This window comes from Flavobacterium sp. Sd200, from assembly GCF_009826935.1.
Taxonomy (GTDB): domain Bacteria; phylum Bacteroidota; class Bacteroidia; order Flavobacteriales; family Flavobacteriaceae; genus Flavobacterium.
On record NZ_WUMN01000003.1, the window covers coordinates 542,806 to 561,547 of the forward strand.

Below are 18,742 nucleotides of genomic sequence, written 5' to 3' on the forward strand. Positions count from 1 at the left end.
TAAAAATAGTTATCGGTTGTTGGTTGTCGGAAAAACCAACAACGAACAACCGACAACAGAAAACTATAATGTATTTACGTTATTAAGATCGGCAAATGCCTGCTCAAGCCTTTTGTTAAAGGTAACTTCTCCTTCGCGAACCCATTTGCGTGGGTCATAGTGTTTTTTGTTTGGAGATTCCGGACCTTCAGGGTTGCCTATCTGTGTTTTAAGATAGTCTATTTTGCTTGTCATATAATCACGAATACCTTCTGTAAATGCAAATTGCAAATCGGTATCAATGTTCATTTTGATAACACCATAAGAAATAGCTTCCCTTATTTCTTCAAGTGTAGAACCAGAACCGCCGTGGAAAACAAAATCAACAGGGTTAGGGCCTGTACCGAATTTTTGCTCTACATACTCCTGAGAGTTTTTAAGTATCTTTGGAGTTAGTTTTACATTACCCGGTTTATACACGCCGTGCACGTTACCAAATGCAGCAGCTACAGTAAATTTATCAGATATTTTACTAAGCTCTTCATATACATGGCCTACTTCTTCCGGCTGAGTATAAAGTTTAGAGCTGTCTACGTGGCTGTTATCAACACCGTCTTCCTCACCACCTGTAATACCAAGCTCAATTTCAAGGGTCATGCCCATTTTGCTCATCCTTTCAAGGTATTTTTTAGAGATCTCGATGTTCTCTTCAAGAGGCTCTTCGCTAAGGTCAAGCATGTGAGAGCTGAATAACGATTTACCTGTTTCGGCAAAGTGCTTTTCGCTGGCATCAAGAAGGCCGTCTACCCAAGGTAAAAGGTTTTTAGCACAGTGGTCTGTATGTAATATTACAGTAGCTCCATAAGCTTCTGCAAGTGTATGTATGTGTTTTGCTCCTGCAATTGCACCAAGTATGGCAGCTTGCTGACCCTCATTGCTAAGGGCTTTACCTGCATTAAATATTGCGCCTCCGTTAGAGAACTGTATGATTACCGGAGCTTTAAGTTTAGCAGCAGTTTCAAGAACACCATTTATAGTGTTGCTGCCGGTAACGTTTACTGCCGGAAGGGCAAAGCCTTTTTCTTTGGCATATTTAAATATTTCCTGTACCTGGTCTCCGGTAGCTACACCGGGTTTAATATTGTGAGCCATTAGTTATTGTTTTTAAAGATTTATTCACAAAAATACTATTTTTAATTTTAGAACGGATAATTTATACCAACATTTAAAACCGAGTTGGCAAAATTGTATTCCCTAAACCATCTTGTACCTTCAGGCAGACCCGGGTTATAGGTTTTAAAACCAACGTCTAAGCGTATTACAAAAAAGTTAAAGTCATACCTAAAGCCCACACCCGTGCCCAAAGCAAGGTCTTCAAAAGATTTAAGGCCGTTAAAGGTAAGGTCTTTATCATCTTCGTCGTCAAAAACGTTCCAGATATTACCCACATCGGCAAAAAGGGCACCGTTTAATTTTCCAAACATATTAAAACGCAGCTCGGCGCTGTAGGACATTTTTAAGTTGGCTTCGTTAAAGTCGTTCAATCCGCCGCTGCGCCCTGGTCCTAAACGGTAAGACTGCCATCCACGGTTATCGTTACTTCCTCCACCAAAGTAGCTTCTTGTAAAGGGAATAGAACTTGCATTTCCATAAGGCACGGCAAGTCCAAAAAAGGCACGCATAGCCAATACTTTGCCACGCCTAAGGTCAAAGTGTTTAATAAAATCAAGCTCGCCTTTTATGTATTGGGCATACTTAACATCGAAAATGGTTTTTTCGCCTGTTGGTACACCGTCGTTTTCATTTAAGAGGCCTGATAATAATGACAATACATTACCGGCACTTTCTACTTTGGTCTTAAAAATAAAAAATCCGTTGTCGTTTATGTTTTCCCGTGTGCTGGTGGTATAGGTAAAGTTAGAGGCAAAAATAAGGTTGTTCTCTGTTAGCCTTACCCTACGTTCTTCGAGCCTGCGAACATTATTATAATCAGTTTCAGAAATGTCTACTCCGGTACGGTTGTTAAGTACATCGTCTACAAAAGGGAAGACCGAATTTACTGGCAGATTGCCAGATTCGTCAAAATATCCTAATGGCAAGTCAGGATACGATCTTGCAATATTGTTAAGTGCCCTGTAAGATGATTTATATACATTAAAATATGCACCGGCATTTACATTTCGGATGTATTGGATGTTGAACAGATCGAGCTTTGCGGTCTTGTTTCGTCTGGGCGTCCAGTTATAGCTCAGGATACCTGTAAAATTCTCTTTGTCGAGTCCAATGTTCTTTTGGCTGGCGATACCAAAACTTACTATGGTCGACGGGATCATCCGCTTAGGGATTATACTCTCTGTCCTGAACGGGAACCATATCCTGGGTATGTTAAGCTTTACATCGGCACCATATTCAAGGATGTTGAAAAAGGTGCGGTCCTGTATATTAAGGTCACGGCTGGAGCCTATATTGCCCCTTGTAGAAAGCTCAAGTATCTCGGCACCCCTAAAAATATTTCGTATTGATAAACCCATACTGCCTTGTATACCAAAGTCCTGAATGTTGGAATGGTTAAAGTCGGCCGTAACAAAAAAGTGGAATTTTTTGCGTGGATTAAGGTAAATGTTTGTAATGAGCGATGAGCGTGTAACATCGGTAGTATCTTCTACATACTGTATGGTGGGGTAGTTAAAAACTTTTAAGTTACTAAGGTATCGGGATGTTAGCACACGCCTGAAATCGGCATAGGTGCTTCCCGGGGCAATAAAAATAGCATCGGTAATGGCTTTGGGCCTGTAGTTTAGCTCGCCCGTGCTGTATACATGGAAATCTTTATAAGTAGTACTGTCTATGGCCTGGCTATCACTGCTTGGGTTCTTGGTAAAGATATTTACACGGCTTATTTTGTAGAGCTTAAACGGGCGTGTAAAGGTTGAATCGCCACGACGAACCGTTTCGTTTTCAATATTAAGGTCTACATTGGCTTTATAGCCTGTATTAACAGTGTCTAAAACATAGCTTATATTGTTTTGCTGAAAATAATACGCACCATGATCTCTGAACGATGCTGTAATGCGTTCTCTTTCGGCAGTAAAGTCGGCTTCGTCATACTGCTTTCCTCTTTTTATTACCGCTTCTTTAGTCGTGGTTTTATAAAGGCTGTCAAGTACAGGCGTTTCTATGTAGGGGGTAATAGAATCTACAATATAGGGTTTATCGGTGTCTATTTTATAGTTTACCACAGCACGTTTATCGGGCAGGGTGTCTATACTGTAATCGGTTTTTACCCTAAAATATCCTTTTTTATAATGGTAGGCATACAAACGTGCACTCGATTTTTTTATACGGTTAACGTCTACTAAAACAGGTGGTTCTCCTGTTTTTTTATAAAAATTGCTAAGCCCCGATACTAAAAATGAATTGCCAAGACGACGCACCTGTTTTTCGGACAACAGCCCGGTTAAGAACTCGTGCCTGCCGGGTTTGCGGTCTAACCAGTCAAGATAAGAAGAGTCGGCATTGGGTTTGGCAAGGTTGTACATGTGCAGGCGCAGGTGGTAACCCAAAATATCGGTATTGGGCAATTGGTACATTTGTGCCTTAAGATCGTCGTCGTTTTTTTCTTTCCCGTTTACGGTAATTTCGTTTTTCTCTAAAAGGTATTTACCATCCGGAACCCTTTTTACAAGAGAACAGGAATATAAAACCAGGAACGATAGTATAAATAATACTATTTTTGTTGTTTTATTTCTCAAAACGGTACTGCCAAATATAAATTCAAAAATACATTTTTTATGGTTAGCAAAAACCAAATAAAAACAATAACGGGCTTACAGCAAAAAAAATACAGGAAAGAGCACAAAATGTTTTTTGCCGAGGGTATAAAAGTAGTAGGGGAGCTGCTTTCTTCGAGCCTTGAATTAGAACATTTGTTTACTACCGAAGATGTTTTTAAAAATGTACCATCCGGTAAAGTTACCCATATTAGTGCCGATGAATTAAAAAAAATAAGCGCGCTTACCACACCACAAACCTGCCTTGCGTTATTTTCTATACCCGACGAAAAACCTGTGCCTGCCAGCGGACTTATTGTTGCCCTGGACGATGTTCGCGATCCGGGAAACCTGGGGACTATAATCAGGCTGTGCGACTGGTTTGGTATTAGCCATTTGGTGTGTTCTGTGCAGTGTGTAGATGTATATAACCCAAAAGTGGTTCAGGCTACTATGGGTTCCCTGACCCGTGTAAATGTGGTATATACAGACCTTGCGGAATATTTAAGCCAGACTTCACTGCCTGTATTTGGCACTTTTATGGATGGTAAAAATATCTATAAAGAAATTCTGCCTGAAAGCGGAATTATAGTTATGGGCAATGAGGCCAACGGAATTTCGGCAGAAATTGAAAAGCTTTCAACACAGCGCATTGCTATACCGCGTTTTGGAGACCTGCAGCAAACCGAAAGCCTGAATGTGGCTACGGCAGCAGCGATTATTTTAAGCGAGTTTAGGCGTAATGCTTAAAAACTAACAAATGTTTTTTCACGCAAAGGCGCAGAGGCGCAAAGCGGGAAAATATAATTGGAAGGTTTTAAGCGACGTAAGTCGCAAAGCTTTGCGACTTACGTCGCTTGTAGAACCTTTTGTCCGCAACACAACTTTGCGCCTCTGCGTCTTTGCGAGACAAAATATACTTTTTTTAAGTGACAGGTATTTAGTGGAATGTAAAATTTACAAAAACACCCCTTGTTTTCATGGCAGCTACGTTGCCTGTGTAAGAACTGTTAGGGTCATTATCGCGAATAAGTTCGTCATCAAGGCCAAAAACACCACGTATTGATGGAGAGAATTTAAAGTATTCGAAGTAAATATCAATACCCGCACCAATTTCCCAGTTATTGGTCCAGGTTTTCATCCTGAACACCTGAGCGGTTATATTATCGTCTGTTACTTTTTCGTTACTGTCAAAGTTTAACGTGCGCGACAAACCTCCTACAAGATATGGGCGTATGTTGCCCGTTCTTTTAGACGAAAATTTTAGCAGCAACGGGAAATGTATGTAAGTAGATCTTACTTCCCTAAACCTGTCTGAAAGCTCTACAAGGCCAGGGCCTGTAAAGGTAAGGTCGCGCTGGGTGTAATACAGTCCCGGTTCAAAACGAAGGTCTAAATATTCAAACAGGCGCAGGTTGCCCACGAGTCCTACATTAAAGCCGGTAGTACTTTTTACATGAATGTCTACATCCGGGTTGGTTTTATAGTCTATTTTAAAATCGTAGCTGTTAAAGCCTAAAAAATAGCCCCAGTGAACACGCTGTTTGTCAAAGTTTTCGAGATTGGTAATAGGATCCCTGCCAAAAACGTTAGTTCCAAACTGTGCATGGGCGCACAGGCCGGAAAGCAAAAGTATGTAAATAAGAAATTTCTTCATTTTATTGTTTTGATGCCGAATATATGGTGGCTGCACCAAAGGTTTGCGGCATATCTTTAACCTCTATAAACCCAACTTTGCGCAAAATATTGTTCAATGCCTCGCCAAAAGGAAAAACTGAGGCCGATTCGCTTAGGTAAGAATAGGCACTACTGTCTTTACTGAACAGTTTTCCGATGATAGGCAACAGGTAGCTGTGCAGCTTATAGCCCTGCTTGAATGGGAATTTTGTTGGTACTGATGTTTCCAGTATTACAAAAATGCCGCCCGGTTTTAGTACGCGCAAAATTTCGGCAAGGCCTTTTTCAAGCGTTTCAAAATTGCGGATGCCAAAGGCTACGGTGATGGCATCGAAATAATTGTCTTCAAACGGAAGTTTCTCGCTGTCGCCATACACCAGCTTAACGCGGTTGTTCAGGTTTTTTTCGGTCACTTTTTTCCGACCCACTTCCATCATGCCCTCGCTTATATCGGCACCGATGATCTCTTTTGCATTGGTGGCCGACATTAATATGGCAAGGTCGCCCGTGCCTGTTGCAATATCAAGAATGGTATCAGGATTTTTATCTGAAACAAGTTTAAGCACTTTTTTGCGCCACTTAACATCGATGCCAAAGGTCATTATGCGGTTTACGCCGTCATAATTACCGCTAATGGTATCAAACATTTGGGCTACCTGCTCTTTTTTGCCCAGCGCAGAATCTTTATAGGGAGTTACGTTTTGCGACATTACTGTAATTTACGCAGCAAAGATAAAAATAGTTTTGTTAATGGGGAGTTATAATAGTTATCTCTTGCTGTCAAAAGTTTACTCATAAATCGTTGATCCCATCAAAATGTCTGCAAAAACCTTCCATGAAGCTTCATCAGCGTTAATTTCCTGATTGGTATTGTCATAATATCCCTGAATGTCTTCTGTATATCGCGTCATTGCTTCAAGAAAATCGGTAAGTTTTATATTCTCCCACTCGGTAGGGTTTTTCGTTAGGTCTTCGTGTAAAAGTTCTAAAAAGCGAGCAAAACTTTTTCTGTCTTTTACTTCGATGCTGTGTAGGTCTGTGCTCATACTTAACTCTTCCTCACCCACGTCTCAAACACAAACTCTAAACTATGCTTTTCATCCTTGCCATGAAAAACACTTTCGGTGAGTTTCCATTCGGCAGGGTCAATTTCAGGAAAGTAAGCATCAGCTTCAGGTGATATGCCAAGCACGCGGGTCAGTTCAATCTTATTGGCTTTATCAATGCTTTGTTTGTATATTTCACCACCGCCTATAATAAAAACTTCTTCGTTTTGAGGGCAGGTAGCAAGGGCTTTGTCAAGGCTGTTTACAATTATACAGCCCTCATAAGTATAATCTTGCTGACGCGTAATAACCACATTGGTGCGGTTGGGCAGTGGGCCGTTCATGCTTTCCAGCGTTTTGCGGCCCATAATAATGTAGTGGCCGGTGGTAAGTTGCTTAAAGCGTTTAAAATCGTCGGGCAGGTGCCAAATCATTTGGTTGTCTTTACCAAGGGCATTGTTCTCTGCTGCGGCAGCTATAAGGGTAATGGTCATTTATAATGCAGAATTTTCTTTTTGCAGTTTCTTTTCGAGTTGGTCTATGCGGCGTTCCTGGCGTGCAACCAGTTTTTCTATCTGTTCGCGCTCCCAGGTTTTATTAATAAAACTTTCGGTAACAAACACTTTTATAAAATGAAGTACAAATATAAAGCCCCAGGCAGTTATAGCCCAAAGATACCAGTCGTCGGTCTCGTCTATCTTTAAAATCTTATTAATGATAAAAAGGAAAACACTGCTCACAAAAAACAATATAAAATGCAGGTAAACGCGCTTTTTTTGCTTTACCCTTTTACGTGCATATTCAAATAATTCGTGTTGATTTTTTTCCATATCCTTAATTTGGAGGATTAAAGATAGCGAAAATAAATTAATTTACGTTTACGGTTACAGGTAAATTAAAGTATATATCTAATGGAATGCCACTTATTTTAGCAGGGCTTAATTTTGGTAATTTTCCGAAAACACGTTTAATTTCTTTGTGGAAATCTTCTGATCCGCCTGCAATTTTTCCAATCCCTATTTCTCCGTTTTTAGTTATTATAAACTCAACTAACATTTTTACCTGTCCGTATGGCGCATTTCGGGGGATACGGAATTTGTCGATTATTTTTTTATACATATTAGTGGTCATGCATTTTTGCTCACTGTCATACAAGCCCTCGCAACCCGGATATACCGGATACTCGTCATACTTTATATAATTTGGCTTTATATGCTTTTTGTGTAATTCGCCTTTTTCTGCAATGTGATAACCCTGCTCATTTTCGTCAAGAATAAAATCAAGGGTAACGAAATGAATATCGCGTGGTTCTTCTTCTGATTTATCTTTGGGTATGAATGAAGGAAGATCATTGATATATTTTATAACAAGCTCTTTTAATGCTTCAATATCGCTTAAAAAACGGGTTTCAGTAGGGATAACTTTACCATTCCCGTCAACAATAAATATTGTTTGTACAACAAAATGCTGCTTGCCAGCAGTTTTCATGCTCTCAAACATGTCTTCGGTAATTAATCCGCGAATTTCGGTTTCAAGTTTATCACGTGTGCATTTTTTTTGAAATTCAGCATTTTTACACTCAGGCAGATAGCTTACGTTTTGCGAATGCATGCATACGCCTGTTAACAATAACAGATAGCAAAATATTTTTTTCATTTGGTATTTTGTATGTAAAAGAATTAAACCGCCACAGCCCCTTTAATATGCGGGTGCGGGTCGTAGTCTACCAAGGTAAAATCTTCAAATTTAAAGTCAAAAATGCTTTTAACCTCGGGGTTCAGTATCATTTTTGGCAGAGGCTTAGGCTCGCGGCTTAGTTGCAGTTCCAACTGCTCCATGTGGTTGTTGTATATGTGCGCATCGCCAAAGGTGTGTATAAAATCGCCGGGTGCATAGCCGCACACCTGCGCTATCATCATAGTTAGCAGAGCATAAGAGGCTATGTTAAACGGAACCCCTAAAAATATATCGGCACTGCGCTGGTATAACTGGCACGATAATTTGCCATCGCTCACATAAAACTGGAAAAAGGCATGGCAGGGAGGGAGTGCTACTTTACCATCGGCCACATTATCGGCAAACGACTGTGATGTATCCGGCAGCACACGCGGATTCCATGCGCTAACCAGCATGCGGCGGCTGTTAGGGTTGTTTTTAAGAGTGTCTATCAGCTCGGTTATCTGGTCAATTTCGCGGTTGTCCCAGTTGCGCCATTGTGCGCCATATACAGGGCCAAGGTTGCCGTTTTCATCGGCCCACTCATCCCATATTTTTACACCGTTGTCGTTAAGGTATTTAATGTTGGTGTCGCCGTTTAAAAACCACAACAGTTCATATATAATAGATTTTAAATGCAGTTTTTTTGTGGTAACCAGCGGGAAACCCTCGCTCAGGTCAAAACGCATCTGGTAGCCAAAAACGCTTTTTGTACCCGTGCCTGTACGGTCGCCTTTTTGCGCTCCCGTTTCTAAAACATGCTTTACAAGATCTAAGTATTGTTTCATTTAATTTGAAAATTGGGTAATTTGAAGATTGGAAAATACACTTTACAATCCGGTAAAGCCGGATGAATAAAAGTATTTGCAAGGTAAAAAATAACGAAGCATTATAAACAAAACGCGTTCTGTTTTTATACTTAAGTTATTGACAATAAAATATTATTTTACTTCTTCGAGCAAAACACTGAAATCTCCACCTGTTGTATTTCTTACGTGTGTCTTAATGAAAAATATGTCAAATGTATATGCGATTTTGTTAATATCCTGATTATTGGAAAACACAACCAATCTGGTATTGTCGCCTTGATTTTTAAAGATGTATGATTCAAAAAATACCAGTCTGTCTGTTGCGTCGTAGCTACCTTTGTTCGGCTCCCATCTTAACGGTTCAGAACCGTTGAATATTTGTATAACCGGCTGAAAAATTTGTTTAGTGAAACCAAAACAATTGCAATAACCTTTGACGGTTATTCTGTAGGTAGTGTTTGGCCTTGTATCTAAATAAAACAATCTGAAATTAGAGAGTATATTAAGGCTTCCTCCAAATACCGAAACTGAATCTGTTAGTGAAAGTTTGTACTTTTTTTCTATTCCTGGTATAATAATATCAGAAGGATCCAATTCGGCAAGTTGTGACTGATTGACAATTTCACGCTTTTTGAGCATTGCATAGGCAACATCCGGAGCCAGTTTTTTAGAGCAGCCTGTAAAAAGTGAAATAGCCAGCAGGATAGTGGCTAATATCGGAAATTTCATTTGTTAACTCTCCCTCTTAGATATTTCGTCTCTAATTTTAGCGGCCTTTTCGTAGTCTTCGTTCTGTACAGCATTTTCCAATTGTTCGTGCAACTCCTGTAGGTTATATTGCGAATATCCTTCGCCCGATACTGACGCTTCGGCACCAAAGGTTTGCGGTGCAGAAAGTACATCGTCATCGCTGCCAATACCTTCTTCGCCCTGTTCAGGATTAATCTTTAGGTAAATACCTGCTTTGTCAAGTATGTTTTTGTAAGTAAAAATAGGAGCATTAAAACGCAGTGCAAGTGCAATGGCATCGCTGGTGCGGGCATCTATAATTTCTTCAATACGGTCGCGCTCGCAGATAATGCTCGAAAAAAACACACCGTCTACCAGTTTATGAATAATTACCTGTTTTACAACAATATCAAAACGGTCGGCAAAATTTTTAAAAAGGTCGTGGGTAAGTGGCCTTGGCGGTTTTATTTCTTTTTCTAATGCAATGGCAATAGATTGGGCTTCAAAGGCTCCTATAACGATAGGTAATTTTCGTTCGCCATCTACTTCATTAAGTATAAGGGCATACGCTCCGTTTTGTGTCTGGCTGTACGAAATTCCCTTAATATTTAGTTTTACTAAGCTCATGTTGGTGTTTACTGAATACAAAAAAAGGCTATCGGGCAAAGATATAACTATCCTTTAGCCGATAGCCCTTTTATGGGCACAATTTAAAAATAAATTATGAGTTCTGTGCCTTAAAGGCTTTTATTTTTTCGGTTAGTTTCGGTACTATCTCAAATGCATCGCCCACAACACCATAGTCGGCTACTTTAAAGAAAGGTGCGTCGGCATCAGAGTTTATAACCAGTTTTACCTTGCTGCTGTTTATACCTGCAATGTGCTGTATAGCTCCCGATATACCTATGGCGACATAAAGATTTGAGGCTACAGGTTTACCGGTTTGTCCCACGTGTTCACTGTGAGGCCTCCAGCCAAGGTCTGATACGGGTTTAGAACAGGCTGTTGCTGCGCCAAGGGCAGCGGCAAGGTCTTCCAGTATTCCCCAGTTTTCAGGGCCTTTAAGTCCGCGACCGCCAGATACTACAATTTCAGCATCGGCAATGGTTACTTTCCCGGTTACTTTTTCTGATGATTCTACTTTAATCGTAAAGTCGCTGTCGTTTAAAGACGGTGTAAAATCTTCCTGCGCAAGGTTTGAAGCCGACTCGATCAAGCCAAATGAGTTTTTACCAATGGCAAGCACTTTAACATCGGTGGTAATTTCGGTTACAGTAAACGCTTTGTTAGAAAATGCATGCCTTTTTACCTGTAGCGGAGAAATGCTTTGCGGCAGTCCAACCACATTGCTTGCGAAACCTGCCTCAAGGCCAACGGCTACAAGCGGGGCAATGTAAAGGCTGTCTGTATTCGATGAAAACAATACAAACTTAGCCGATTCTTTAGCGGCTGCCTGTTTAATAACATCGGCATAAGCCTTTGCGTTGAACGATTTTAGTTTATCGATATTAACGTTAAGTGATTTATCTACACCATAAGCCGCAAGGGCTGAGGTATCACTCACGTTAATGGTTACGGCGGTAACAGTTGTACCAGTCTCAGCTGCTATTTTCTTTGCGTATGAAGCAAGCTCAAACGCTGTTTTTTTAAATTTACCTTCTGCTGATTCAGCGTATATTAGGATTGACATTTTTTCAGATTTTTGTTAATTTGTTAATTTGTTGATTTGTTAATTTGAAAGTTGTTGCGGTCAGATAACCGAATGATCAAATAACCAAATCGACTCTTTAAATTACTTTAGCCTCATTATGTAATAAACTTACAAGCTCATCAAGGTTGTCGTGGCTAATAAGTTTTACTGCTTGCTTAGGAGCAGGTTTTTCAAACTTTACAGCTTTAGTGGTTGCATTTGCAGCTACGGGCTCTAAAATGGTAAGTGCTTTTGTGCGTGCCTGCATAATGCCGCGCATGTTAGGTATTCTTAGGTCTTTTTCTTCCACAAGGCCTTTTTGTCCGGCAATAACCAGTGGCAATTTAGTGCTAAGGGTTTCTTTACCGCCGTCTATCTCGCGAACTGCAGTAACATCGCTGCCATTTACATCGATTTTAATACATCCGTTTACAAAATCATATCCGGCAAGTCCGGCAAGCATGCCGGGAACCATTCCTCCGTTGTAGTCTAACGATTCTTTTCCGGCAATCACAAGGTCATAGCCTCCGGTTTTAACTACTTCGGCAAGTTGTTTTGCAACAAAAAAGCCATCGGTAGGGGTGGCGTTTACTCTAATTGCCTCATCGGCACCAATGGCAAGGGCTTTGCGCAGGGTAGCTTCCGCATCTGGGCCGCCCACGTTAACAACGGTTACCGTTGCTCCGGCCTGCTCTTTAAACCAAATGGCACGTGTAAGGCCAAACTCGTCGTTGGGGTTAATTACAAACTGTACTCCATTGGTGTCGAACTCTGTATCGCCGTTGGTAAAGTTAATTTTAGCCGTAGTATCCGGTACATGGCTTATGCAGACTAATATTTTCATTATTATAAGTTTATATAAGGTTTGATATCGATATAGCGAAGTTAACGAATTTATCCGAATAAAAAACTATGCATGCATATTAAATGCGCTTTTTTGAAAATTTTAATCGTTAAAATAAAATTACGGTAATAATAATTGCTTTAAATGAGTTTAATTGAGAATATTATTGTGATTTGGCATTTTTGAGAAAAAGAAGATCTAATTTTTATTTTCAGGCTCTGTTTGGAGATATTTATCGATTTCAACCTCCAGTTCTTTTGTGCTGGGGCGCGGGGCATTGGCATTGGCAAGGTTACCGTTCTTGTCAAAAATTACATATCGTGGTATAGATGATAAATATAGTGACCTTGACAGGTCTGTTTTTATTATATCTGAAGACATATAGGAATACGTAGAGTTTTCAATGCCTTCTTTATCTGAAGCTTTTTTCCATTTTTCAATATCTATATCTAAAGAGATAAATACAAAAGTGATTTCCGAGTTTTGATACTTTTTCATTAATGAGTGCATTGCTGGCATTTCTTTCAGGCATGGTTTACACCAGCTTGCCCAGTAATCTAAAACAACAACTTTACCTTTATTTTGGGCTACTATTTCGTCAAGTGTCTTTTTGGTAGTAGTTTGTGCAAAAGAGAGATTTGGTATTAAAGCTAATATTAGAAGTAAGCGTATTAACATTGTGTAACAATTAGTAGTTTATGTAGTGTTTATTTGGTTTTTTTTCGTGAAAGAATTTGCACTAAAATAAGATAATTAATAGTGCTGTATTTGAAGAATGGTGTTCGGGGGATTTAAAAATGTATATATTTCAGTGATTTAGGTGTTGAAATGAAATTACAGCAATAATAATTGCTTTAAATGAATTTAATTGAGAATATTGTTATGATTTAGCGTTTTGAGACAAAAGACGATTTATTTGACGTGTAAGGCGTTAATAATGACTTAAAATTTTTATTTTTGCCATTCATTTAATACTTCGAAACATAATTACATGAGAACAATACAATTTAGGGAAGCTGTGTGCGAAGCCATGAGCGAAGAAATGCGCCGTGACGAAGCTATATATTTAATGGGCGAAGAAGTTGCAGAATACAACGGAGCCTATAAAGCCTCTAAAGGCATGCTTGATGAGTTTGGTCCGAAAAGGGTTATTGACACTCCTATTGCCGAGCTTGGTTTTGCAGGTATAGCTGTAGGTAGTGCCATGAACGGCAACAGGCCTATTGTAGAATTTATGACATTTAACTTTGCCCTTGTGGGTATAGACCAAATAATAAACAACGCTGCAAAAATCCGCCAGATGAGTGCAGGCCAGTTTAACTGCCCTATCGTTTTCCGTGGTCCTACGGCTTCTGCCGGACAGCTTGGAGCAACACACTCTCAGGCTTTCGAGAACTGGTATGCTAATATACCGGGACTTAAAGTTGTTGTGCCGTCTAACGTTTATGACTGTAAAGGTTTGCTAAAATCGGCTATCCGTGATAACGACCCTGTAATCTTCATGGAGTCTGAACAAATGTATGGAGACAAAGGTGAGGTGCCTGAAGGAGAATACACAATTCCCCTTGGTGTTGCCGATGTTAAGCGTGAAGGTACTGATGTTACTATAGTATCTTTTGGTAAAATTATCAAAGAAGCGTTTATTGCTGCCGAAGAGCTTGCTAAAGACGGTATAAGCTGCGAAATTATCGACCTTAGAACGGTACGTCCGTTGGATCATGATACTATCCTGGCTTCGGTTAAAAAAACAAACAGGCTTGTAATACTTGAAGAGGCTTGGCCTTTTGGAAGTATATCGTCTGAAATTACTTATATTGTTCAGGAAAGAGCATTTGATTTCCTTGATGCTCCTATACAAAGAATAACAACTGCCGATACTCCTGCGCCATACTCTCCGGCTCTTTTAAAAGAGTGGTTACCTAATGCAGGCGACGTGGTTAAAGCCGTTAAAAAAGTTATGTATAAACAATATTAATTTGAAGATTTGAAAATGCCGGTTGTACTATATCTTTGTATATTGAAACAACCTGTATTTTCAAATTGAGACCTCTTTAAATCTTCAAATTATTACCATATATTTGAAACTTCATCATACTAAATGATGAAGTTTTTTGTTTATAGCCTTTATGAAAAGAAAAATACTGTTTGCGTTAGCATCTTTGCTTGTTTTTACGGTCACTACTTTTGCGCAAACCAAGGTTAGCGGTGTGGTATATGATAATACCAACCAACCATTACCTTATGTAAATGTATATTTTAAAGGCACTAATGAGGGGGTAATTACCGATGAAAACGGTAAATTCTATCTCGAATCTCAAAATACCTATTCTGATATAACAGTAACCTTTGTGGGCTTTGCTCCCAAAGATGTACATCTTGATAAAAATGTAGCCTACAATTTAAAGGTCACAATGGCAGAGGCTAACGAGCTTAAAGAGGTGGTGTTGTACAGTGGCAAAACCTCTAAAAAAAATAACCCTGCCATAGACATACTCCGTAAAATATGGGAGCGCCGCCGCAAGAACGGTCTTAACATGTTTAAACAATATGAGTATGACAAGTATGAAAAAGTAGAGTTCGACCTGAATACCATAGACAGTGCCATGGTAAACAGTAAGCTGTTTAAAGGCATGGAGTTTATTTTTGAAAAAGTAGATACCAGTAACATTACCGGAAAGACATATCTGCCTATTTTTATTAATGAGGCATTAAGTAAAGTGTATGGCGATAATGTGGATAAGCGCAAAAAGGAAATTAAAAGTGCCAATAAAACATCAGGATTTAGCAATAACCAGCAAATACTGGCCTTTATAAAAGATCTGTATGCTGATTATGATATCTATAACAACTACCTTAAATTTTTTGATAAGGATTTTATAAGCCCGCTTTCGCGCACAGGCATCAACGTGTACAACTATGTGCTGGCAGACAGTTCTTATATAGACAATAAATGGTGTTATAATATAGTGTTTTATCCCAGGCGTAAAGGAGAGCTTACGTTTAAAGGTAATTTTTGGGTAAACGATACTACCTATGCCATTAAAAAAGTGGCTATGAGCGCCAGTAAGAGTGCTAACATTAACTGGGTAAAGGATATTTATATAGAACAGGAATTTGATGTTCTTAACGACTCAGTCTTTTTGCTGAAGCGTGACCACATGATGACTGATTTTGCCTTTAATAAAAAGGAAGAATCTAAGGGGGTATATGGCAAGCGTACAACGCTGTTCAGGGACTATGAGTTTGACAAAAAGAAACCTGCCGATTTTTATGTAGCCGATGTGAATTTTAACGACGAGTCTATATACGAAAAGTCGGATGCGTTTTGGGATGAGAACCGTTTTGAGTCACTGAATAAAGACGAAAAAGGTGTTTACAAAATGCTTGATACACTTCAAACCGTGCCCAAATTCAGGCGTATGTACGACCTGGTGGCAACGCTGGGTAGTGGCTACTATCAAATGAATCATTTTGACTATGGTCCTATCTTTTCAACCTTTGGGTATAATGATGTGGAAGGTATAAGGCTCCGCACCGGGGGGCGCACCTATTTTGGACAAAACGACCCGTGGAGGATAGAAGGATATACGGCTTATGGATTTAAGGATAATAAGTTTAAGTATGGCATTAGCGGTAAATGGATGGTAGACAAACGCAGGCGTATTATACTTTCTGCGGGTAACCGTCGCGATGTTGAGCAAATAGGGGTGAGCCTTACAGCAACTAATGATGTATTGGGGCGCAGTTTTGCATCGTCGTCGTTGTTTTCGAGCGGTAACAATAACAGACTGACGTCTATTAACTTCACTACTTTTTCTGCCGAGATAGAGCCTGTAAGAAACCTTGTGCTTCGTACTAGTTTTAATTACCGTACTTTAAAATCTGCCGATCCGCAGGCTTTCAGTCTTGAATACTGGCTTGATCCTAATGATCATAGCAAAGGTGTTAACGGTTTTACCAAACAATATGAATATGGTTTCCTTATAGATTATACGCCAAAGCGCAGGCCAATTGGCTATGGTGTTGAACGTACGGATACCGACTATAATTTTGCACGTCTTTTTCTTAACTACTCACAAGGTGTAAAAGGTTTGTTTGACAGCGATTTCGATTATCAAAAACTACAGTTCTATTACCGTCAGCCTGTAATTGTTGGAGGTTTTGGTAGGCTGTTTACCACTTTTGAAGCAGGAAAGATATTTGGTGCCGTACCCCTTGGGCTTATGGGGGTAGTGCCGGGTAACCAGAGCTATTTTTCTATTGAGAATACCTACAACCTTTTGGATTATTATGAATTTGTGGCCGACGAATATGTGTCGCTGCATTTAGAGCATAATTTTAACGGCAGGCTGTTTAGTCGCATACCGGGTCTTAGAGATCTTAACCTGCGCGAAATTATTGGTATTAAGGGTATTTATGGTACGGTGTCGCAACGAAACATCGATCTTAATGCCTCTAACCTTGTGTATCGCTCTCCTGAAGATCTGTATTGGGAATATCATGCCGGAATAGGTAATATATTTAAGGTGTTTAGAATTGATTTTGCATGGAGGGGCAGCTACCTCGGTGTGCCGGGAGCCAATAAATTTGCTGTAAAAGGCTCGTTCGGATTTTTCTTCTAACTTAAGGCAAAGTATAAATAAAAACTCCCGGTCATTTTAATTCTAACCGGGAGTTTCTTTATTTAGTTATGTGTGGTTTATCCTTTATATTCTACAGTTTTGCTGTCACCATCAACCACAACTTTTATAAGGCCGTGTTTAGTTAAGCCTTTCATTGCGGCATCCCATTTCTTACCGCTTAGTGCAGCCTGTGTTTTAAGAGTATCAAGGGCAAGCTGACCTGCTGTTTTAACCAGTTCGGCAACGGCTTTTTCGTCTTCTGTAAGCTCAGGACCTTTTTTCTCAGGTCTCATTTGTGGGAAGAACAATACTTCCTGTATGCTTGGGTTGTTGGTAAGGAACATTATAAGCCTGTCCATGCCAATACCAAGACCGGATGTTGGCGGCATACCATATTCAAGGGCGCGTAAAAAGTCGTTGTCAATAAACTGTGCAGCCTCCACATCGCCACGCTCGCTTAGTTTAAGCTGCGCTTCAAAACGCTCGCGTTGGTCTATAGGGTCGTTTAGCTCGCTGTAGGCATTGGCAATCTCTTTGCCACATACCATAAGTTCAAAACGCTCCGTAAGTTCAGGGTTATCGCGGTGCTCTTTACACAGTGGGCTCATCTCTTTAGGATAATCGGTAATAAAGGTAGGTTGTATAAAGTTGCCTTCGCATTTTTCGCCAAATATCTCGTCAATAAGCTTGCCTTTACCCATGGTTTCGTCTACGGTAATACCCATGCCTTTGGCAGCTTCAAACAATTCCTCTTCGGTTTTGCCGGTAATGTCAAAGCCTGTAAATTGTTTAATAGCATCGGTCATTGTAACGCGGGCATAAGGAGCTTTAAAGCTAACGTTATGCTCGCCAAAAGTGGCTTCAGGTGTTCCGTTAACTGCTACGGCACAATGCTCCAGAAGGTTTTCGGTAAACTCCATCATCCAGTTATAGTCTTTGTAAGACACATATATTTCCATAGCGGTAAACTCAGGATTGTGCGTCCTGTCCATACCCTCATTTCGGAAGTTTTTAGAAAATTCATATACACCGTCAAAACCACCTACAATAAGGCGTTTCAGGTATAGCTCATTTGCAATACGCATGTATAGCGGAATGTCTAAACTGTTGTGGTGCGTAATAAACGGCCTTGCGCTTGCCCCACCCGGAATAGACTGTAATATAGGGGTTTCTACCTCAAAATAGCCTTTGTTGTTAAAAAAGCTGCGCATGGCATTGAACAGCTTGGTTCTTTTTATAAATACCTCTTTAACCTGCGGGTTTACCACAAGGTCTACGTAACGCTGACGGTAACGCAGTTCAGGATCGCTAAAGCTGTCGAACACATTACCTTCGGCATCGGTTTTAGGCATCGGCAATGGGCGGAGGGTTTTGCTAAGTAAAGTAAGCTCCTGCACGCGCACTGATTTTTCGCCTACCTGGGTAGTGAAAAGTTCGCCTTTAATGCCAACAAAATCGCCGAGGTCTATAAGTTTTTTAAATACTTCGTTATAAAGGGTTTTGTCTTCGCCAGGGCAAATTTCATCACGGTTTATATATAGCTGTACACGCCCTTCGCTGTCCTGAAGCTCGGCAAAGGCAGCCTTGCCCTGAACGCGGATTGACATTAAACGACCTGCTGCTACAACCTTCTTACCTTCAGAAAAATTTTCCTTTACCTGCTTGCTGGTATGGTCTACCGGAAAAAGGTTGGCGGGATACGGATTAATGCTGAGGTTTCTCAGCGATTCCAGTTTTTCTCTGCGGATAATTTCTTGTTCTGAAAGTTGCATGACTATTTATAATTTTAAGGGAGCAAAGATAATGATAATTAACAAATAAGCAATTTGGTATATTGTTACAATTGTGAGATATTGTCGT

Annotated in this window: 17 protein-coding genes and 1 pseudogene; 3 read left to right on the forward strand and 15 right to left on the reverse strand. The window is 40.0% G+C overall.

Going from position 1 to position 18,742, the window contains the following annotated elements:
• Nucleotides 1–63: 63 nt before the first annotated feature.
• Together fbaA and GR160_RS11620 are read right to left on the reverse strand one after the other, a co-directional pair.
• Nucleotides 64–1,131, reverse strand: coding sequence for a class II fructose-bisphosphate aldolase (fbaA, locus tag GR160_RS11615; protein ID WP_160750028.1), 1,068 nt, complete (start codon nt 1,129–1,131; stop codon nt 64–66).
• A 47-nt stretch (nt 1,132–1,178) separates the two neighbouring features.
• Complete coding sequence (locus tag GR160_RS11620) at nt 1,179–3,731, reverse strand: BamA/TamA family outer membrane protein (protein WP_160750029.1); 2,553 nt, start codon at nt 3,729–3,731, stop codon at nt 1,179–1,181.
• Nucleotides 3,732–3,770: 39 nt separating this feature from the next.
• Here GR160_RS11620 and GR160_RS11625 point away from each other — a divergent pair, with 39 nt between their 5' ends.
• Entirely contained in the window at nt 3,771–4,499 is a 729-nt protein-coding gene (locus GR160_RS11625) for an RNA methyltransferase (RefSeq protein WP_160750030.1), read from the forward strand.
• 190 nt (nt 4,500–4,689) lie between these two features.
• Here GR160_RS11625 and GR160_RS11630 read toward each other — a convergent pair whose 3' ends face one another.
• The 12 genes from GR160_RS11630 to GR160_RS11685 form a co-directional block, all read right to left on the reverse strand.
• Nucleotides 4,690–5,406 carry a porin family protein gene (locus GR160_RS11630; RefSeq protein WP_160750031.1) on the reverse strand — a complete coding sequence of 239 codons (717 nt, stop codon included), beginning with the start codon at nt 5,404–5,406 and terminating at the stop codon, nt 4,690–4,692.
• Between the two features lies 1 nt (nt 5,407).
• Complete coding sequence (gene ubiE / locus GR160_RS11635; protein WP_160750032.1) at nt 5,408–6,136, reverse strand: bifunctional demethylmenaquinone methyltransferase/2-methoxy-6-polyprenyl-1,4-benzoquinol methylase UbiE; 729 nt, start codon at nt 6,134–6,136, stop codon at nt 5,408–5,410.
• A gap of 78 nt (nt 6,137–6,214) precedes the next feature.
• Nucleotides 6,215–6,472 (reverse strand): hypothetical protein, encoded by a 258-nt coding sequence (locus GR160_RS11640; protein WP_160750033.1) that lies wholly within the window; start codon nt 6,470–6,472, stop codon nt 6,215–6,217.
• Between the two features lie 2 nt (nt 6,473–6,474).
• Nucleotides 6,475–6,966, reverse strand: coding sequence for a dihydrofolate reductase (locus GR160_RS11645; RefSeq protein ID WP_160750034.1), 492 nt, complete (start codon nt 6,964–6,966; stop codon nt 6,475–6,477).
• Nucleotides 6,967–7,302 carry a 2TM domain-containing protein gene (locus tag GR160_RS11650; protein ID WP_160750035.1) on the reverse strand — a complete coding sequence of 112 codons (336 nt, stop codon included), beginning with the start codon at nt 7,300–7,302 and terminating at the stop codon, nt 6,967–6,969. It abuts the gene before it with no gap.
• Nucleotides 7,303–7,339: 37 nt separating this feature from the next.
• Nucleotides 7,340–8,128 (reverse strand): hypothetical protein, encoded by a 789-nt coding sequence (locus tag GR160_RS11655; RefSeq protein ID WP_160750036.1) that lies wholly within the window; start codon nt 8,126–8,128, stop codon nt 7,340–7,342.
• Nucleotides 8,129–8,151: 23 nt separating this feature from the next.
• Nucleotides 8,152–8,976, reverse strand: a complete 825-nt coding sequence (locus GR160_RS11660) for a thymidylate synthase (RefSeq protein ID WP_160750037.1) — start codon at nt 8,974–8,976, stop codon at nt 8,152–8,154.
• A 153-nt stretch (nt 8,977–9,129) separates the two neighbouring features.
• Nucleotides 9,130–9,726, reverse strand: a complete 597-nt coding sequence (locus GR160_RS11665; protein ID WP_160750038.1) for a hypothetical protein — start codon at nt 9,724–9,726, stop codon at nt 9,130–9,132.
• Nucleotides 9,727–9,729: 3 nt separating this feature from the next.
• Nucleotides 9,730–10,353 carry a bifunctional nuclease family protein gene (locus GR160_RS11670; RefSeq protein WP_160750039.1) on the reverse strand — a complete coding sequence of 208 codons (624 nt, stop codon included), beginning with the start codon at nt 10,351–10,353 and terminating at the stop codon, nt 9,730–9,732.
• 94 nt (nt 10,354–10,447) lie between these two features.
• Nucleotides 10,448–11,416: an electron transfer flavoprotein subunit alpha/FixB family protein gene (locus GR160_RS11675; RefSeq protein ID WP_160750040.1), complete on the reverse strand. Its 969-nt coding sequence runs from the start codon at nt 11,414–11,416 to the stop codon at nt 10,448–10,450.
• Nucleotides 11,417–11,513: 97 nt separating this feature from the next.
• Entirely contained in the window at nt 11,514–12,260 is a 747-nt protein-coding gene (locus tag GR160_RS11680) for an electron transfer flavoprotein subunit beta/FixA family protein (protein WP_160750041.1), read from the reverse strand.
• A gap of 198 nt (nt 12,261–12,458) precedes the next feature.
• On the reverse strand, nt 12,459–12,938 hold the full coding sequence (locus tag GR160_RS11685; protein WP_160750042.1) for a TlpA disulfide reductase family protein: 480 nt from the start codon (nt 12,936–12,938) through the stop codon (nt 12,459–12,461).
• A gap of 310 nt (nt 12,939–13,248) precedes the next feature.
• Here GR160_RS11685 and GR160_RS11690 point away from each other — a divergent pair.
• Nucleotides 13,249–14,235, forward strand: a pseudogene (locus GR160_RS11690) (pyruvate dehydrogenase complex E1 component subunit beta); the annotation flags it as partial.
• A 151-nt stretch (nt 14,236–14,386) separates the two neighbouring features.
• Entirely contained in the window at nt 14,387–16,882 is a 2,496-nt protein-coding gene (locus tag GR160_RS11695; RefSeq protein ID WP_160750044.1) for a DUF5686 and carboxypeptidase-like regulatory domain-containing protein, read from the forward strand.
• A gap of 77 nt (nt 16,883–16,959) precedes the next feature.
• Here GR160_RS11695 and lysS read toward each other — a convergent pair whose 3' ends face one another.
• Nucleotides 16,960–18,654 carry a lysine--tRNA ligase gene (gene lysS, locus GR160_RS11700; protein WP_160750045.1) on the reverse strand — a complete coding sequence of 565 codons (1,695 nt, stop codon included), beginning with the start codon at nt 18,652–18,654 and terminating at the stop codon, nt 16,960–16,962.
• Nucleotides 18,655–18,742: the final 88 nt, after the last annotated feature.

Coding starts and splice junctions, on each gene's coding strand:
- fbaA (WP_160750028.1), bottom strand. CDS start 1,131: ATGGCTCACAATATTAAACCCGGTGTAGCTACCGGAGACCAGGTACAG.
- GR160_RS11625 (WP_160750030.1), top strand. CDS start 3,771: ATGGTTAGCAAAAACCAAATAAAAACAATAACGGGCTTACAGCAAAAA.
- GR160_RS11630 (WP_160750031.1), bottom strand. CDS start 5,406: ATGAAGAAATTTCTTATTTACATACTTTTGCTTTCCGGCCTGTGCGCC.
- ubiE (WP_160750032.1), bottom strand. CDS start 6,136: ATGTCGCAAAACGTAACTCCCTATAAAGATTCTGCGCTGGGCAAAAAA.
- GR160_RS11640 (WP_160750033.1), bottom strand. CDS start 6,472: ATGAGCACAGACCTACACAGCATCGAAGTAAAAGACAGAAAAAGTTTT.
- GR160_RS11645 (WP_160750034.1), bottom strand. CDS start 6,966: ATGACCATTACCCTTATAGCTGCCGCAGCAGAGAACAATGCCCTTGGT.
- GR160_RS11650 (WP_160750035.1), bottom strand. CDS start 7,302: ATGGAAAAAAATCAACACGAATTATTTGAATATGCACGTAAAAGGGTA.
- GR160_RS11655 (WP_160750036.1), bottom strand. CDS start 8,128: ATGAAAAAAATATTTTGCTATCTGTTATTGTTAACAGGCGTATGCATG.
- GR160_RS11660 (WP_160750037.1), bottom strand. CDS start 8,976: ATGAAACAATACTTAGATCTTGTAAAGCATGTTTTAGAAACGGGAGCG.
- GR160_RS11665 (WP_160750038.1), bottom strand. CDS start 9,726: ATGAAATTTCCGATATTAGCCACTATCCTGCTGGCTATTTCACTTTTT.
- GR160_RS11670 (WP_160750039.1), bottom strand. CDS start 10,353: ATGAGCTTAGTAAAACTAAATATTAAGGGAATTTCGTACAGCCAGACA.
- GR160_RS11675 (WP_160750040.1), bottom strand. CDS start 11,416: ATGTCAATCCTAATATACGCTGAATCAGCAGAAGGTAAATTTAAAAAA.
- GR160_RS11680 (WP_160750041.1), bottom strand. CDS start 12,260: ATGAAAATATTAGTCTGCATAAGCCATGTACCGGATACTACGGCTAAA.
- GR160_RS11685 (WP_160750042.1), bottom strand. CDS start 12,938: ATGTTAATACGCTTACTTCTAATATTAGCTTTAATACCAAATCTCTCT.
- GR160_RS11695 (WP_160750044.1), top strand. CDS start 14,387: ATGAAAAGAAAAATACTGTTTGCGTTAGCATCTTTGCTTGTTTTTACG.
- lysS (WP_160750045.1), bottom strand. CDS start 18,654: ATGCAACTTTCAGAACAAGAAATTATCCGCAGAGAAAAACTGGAATCG.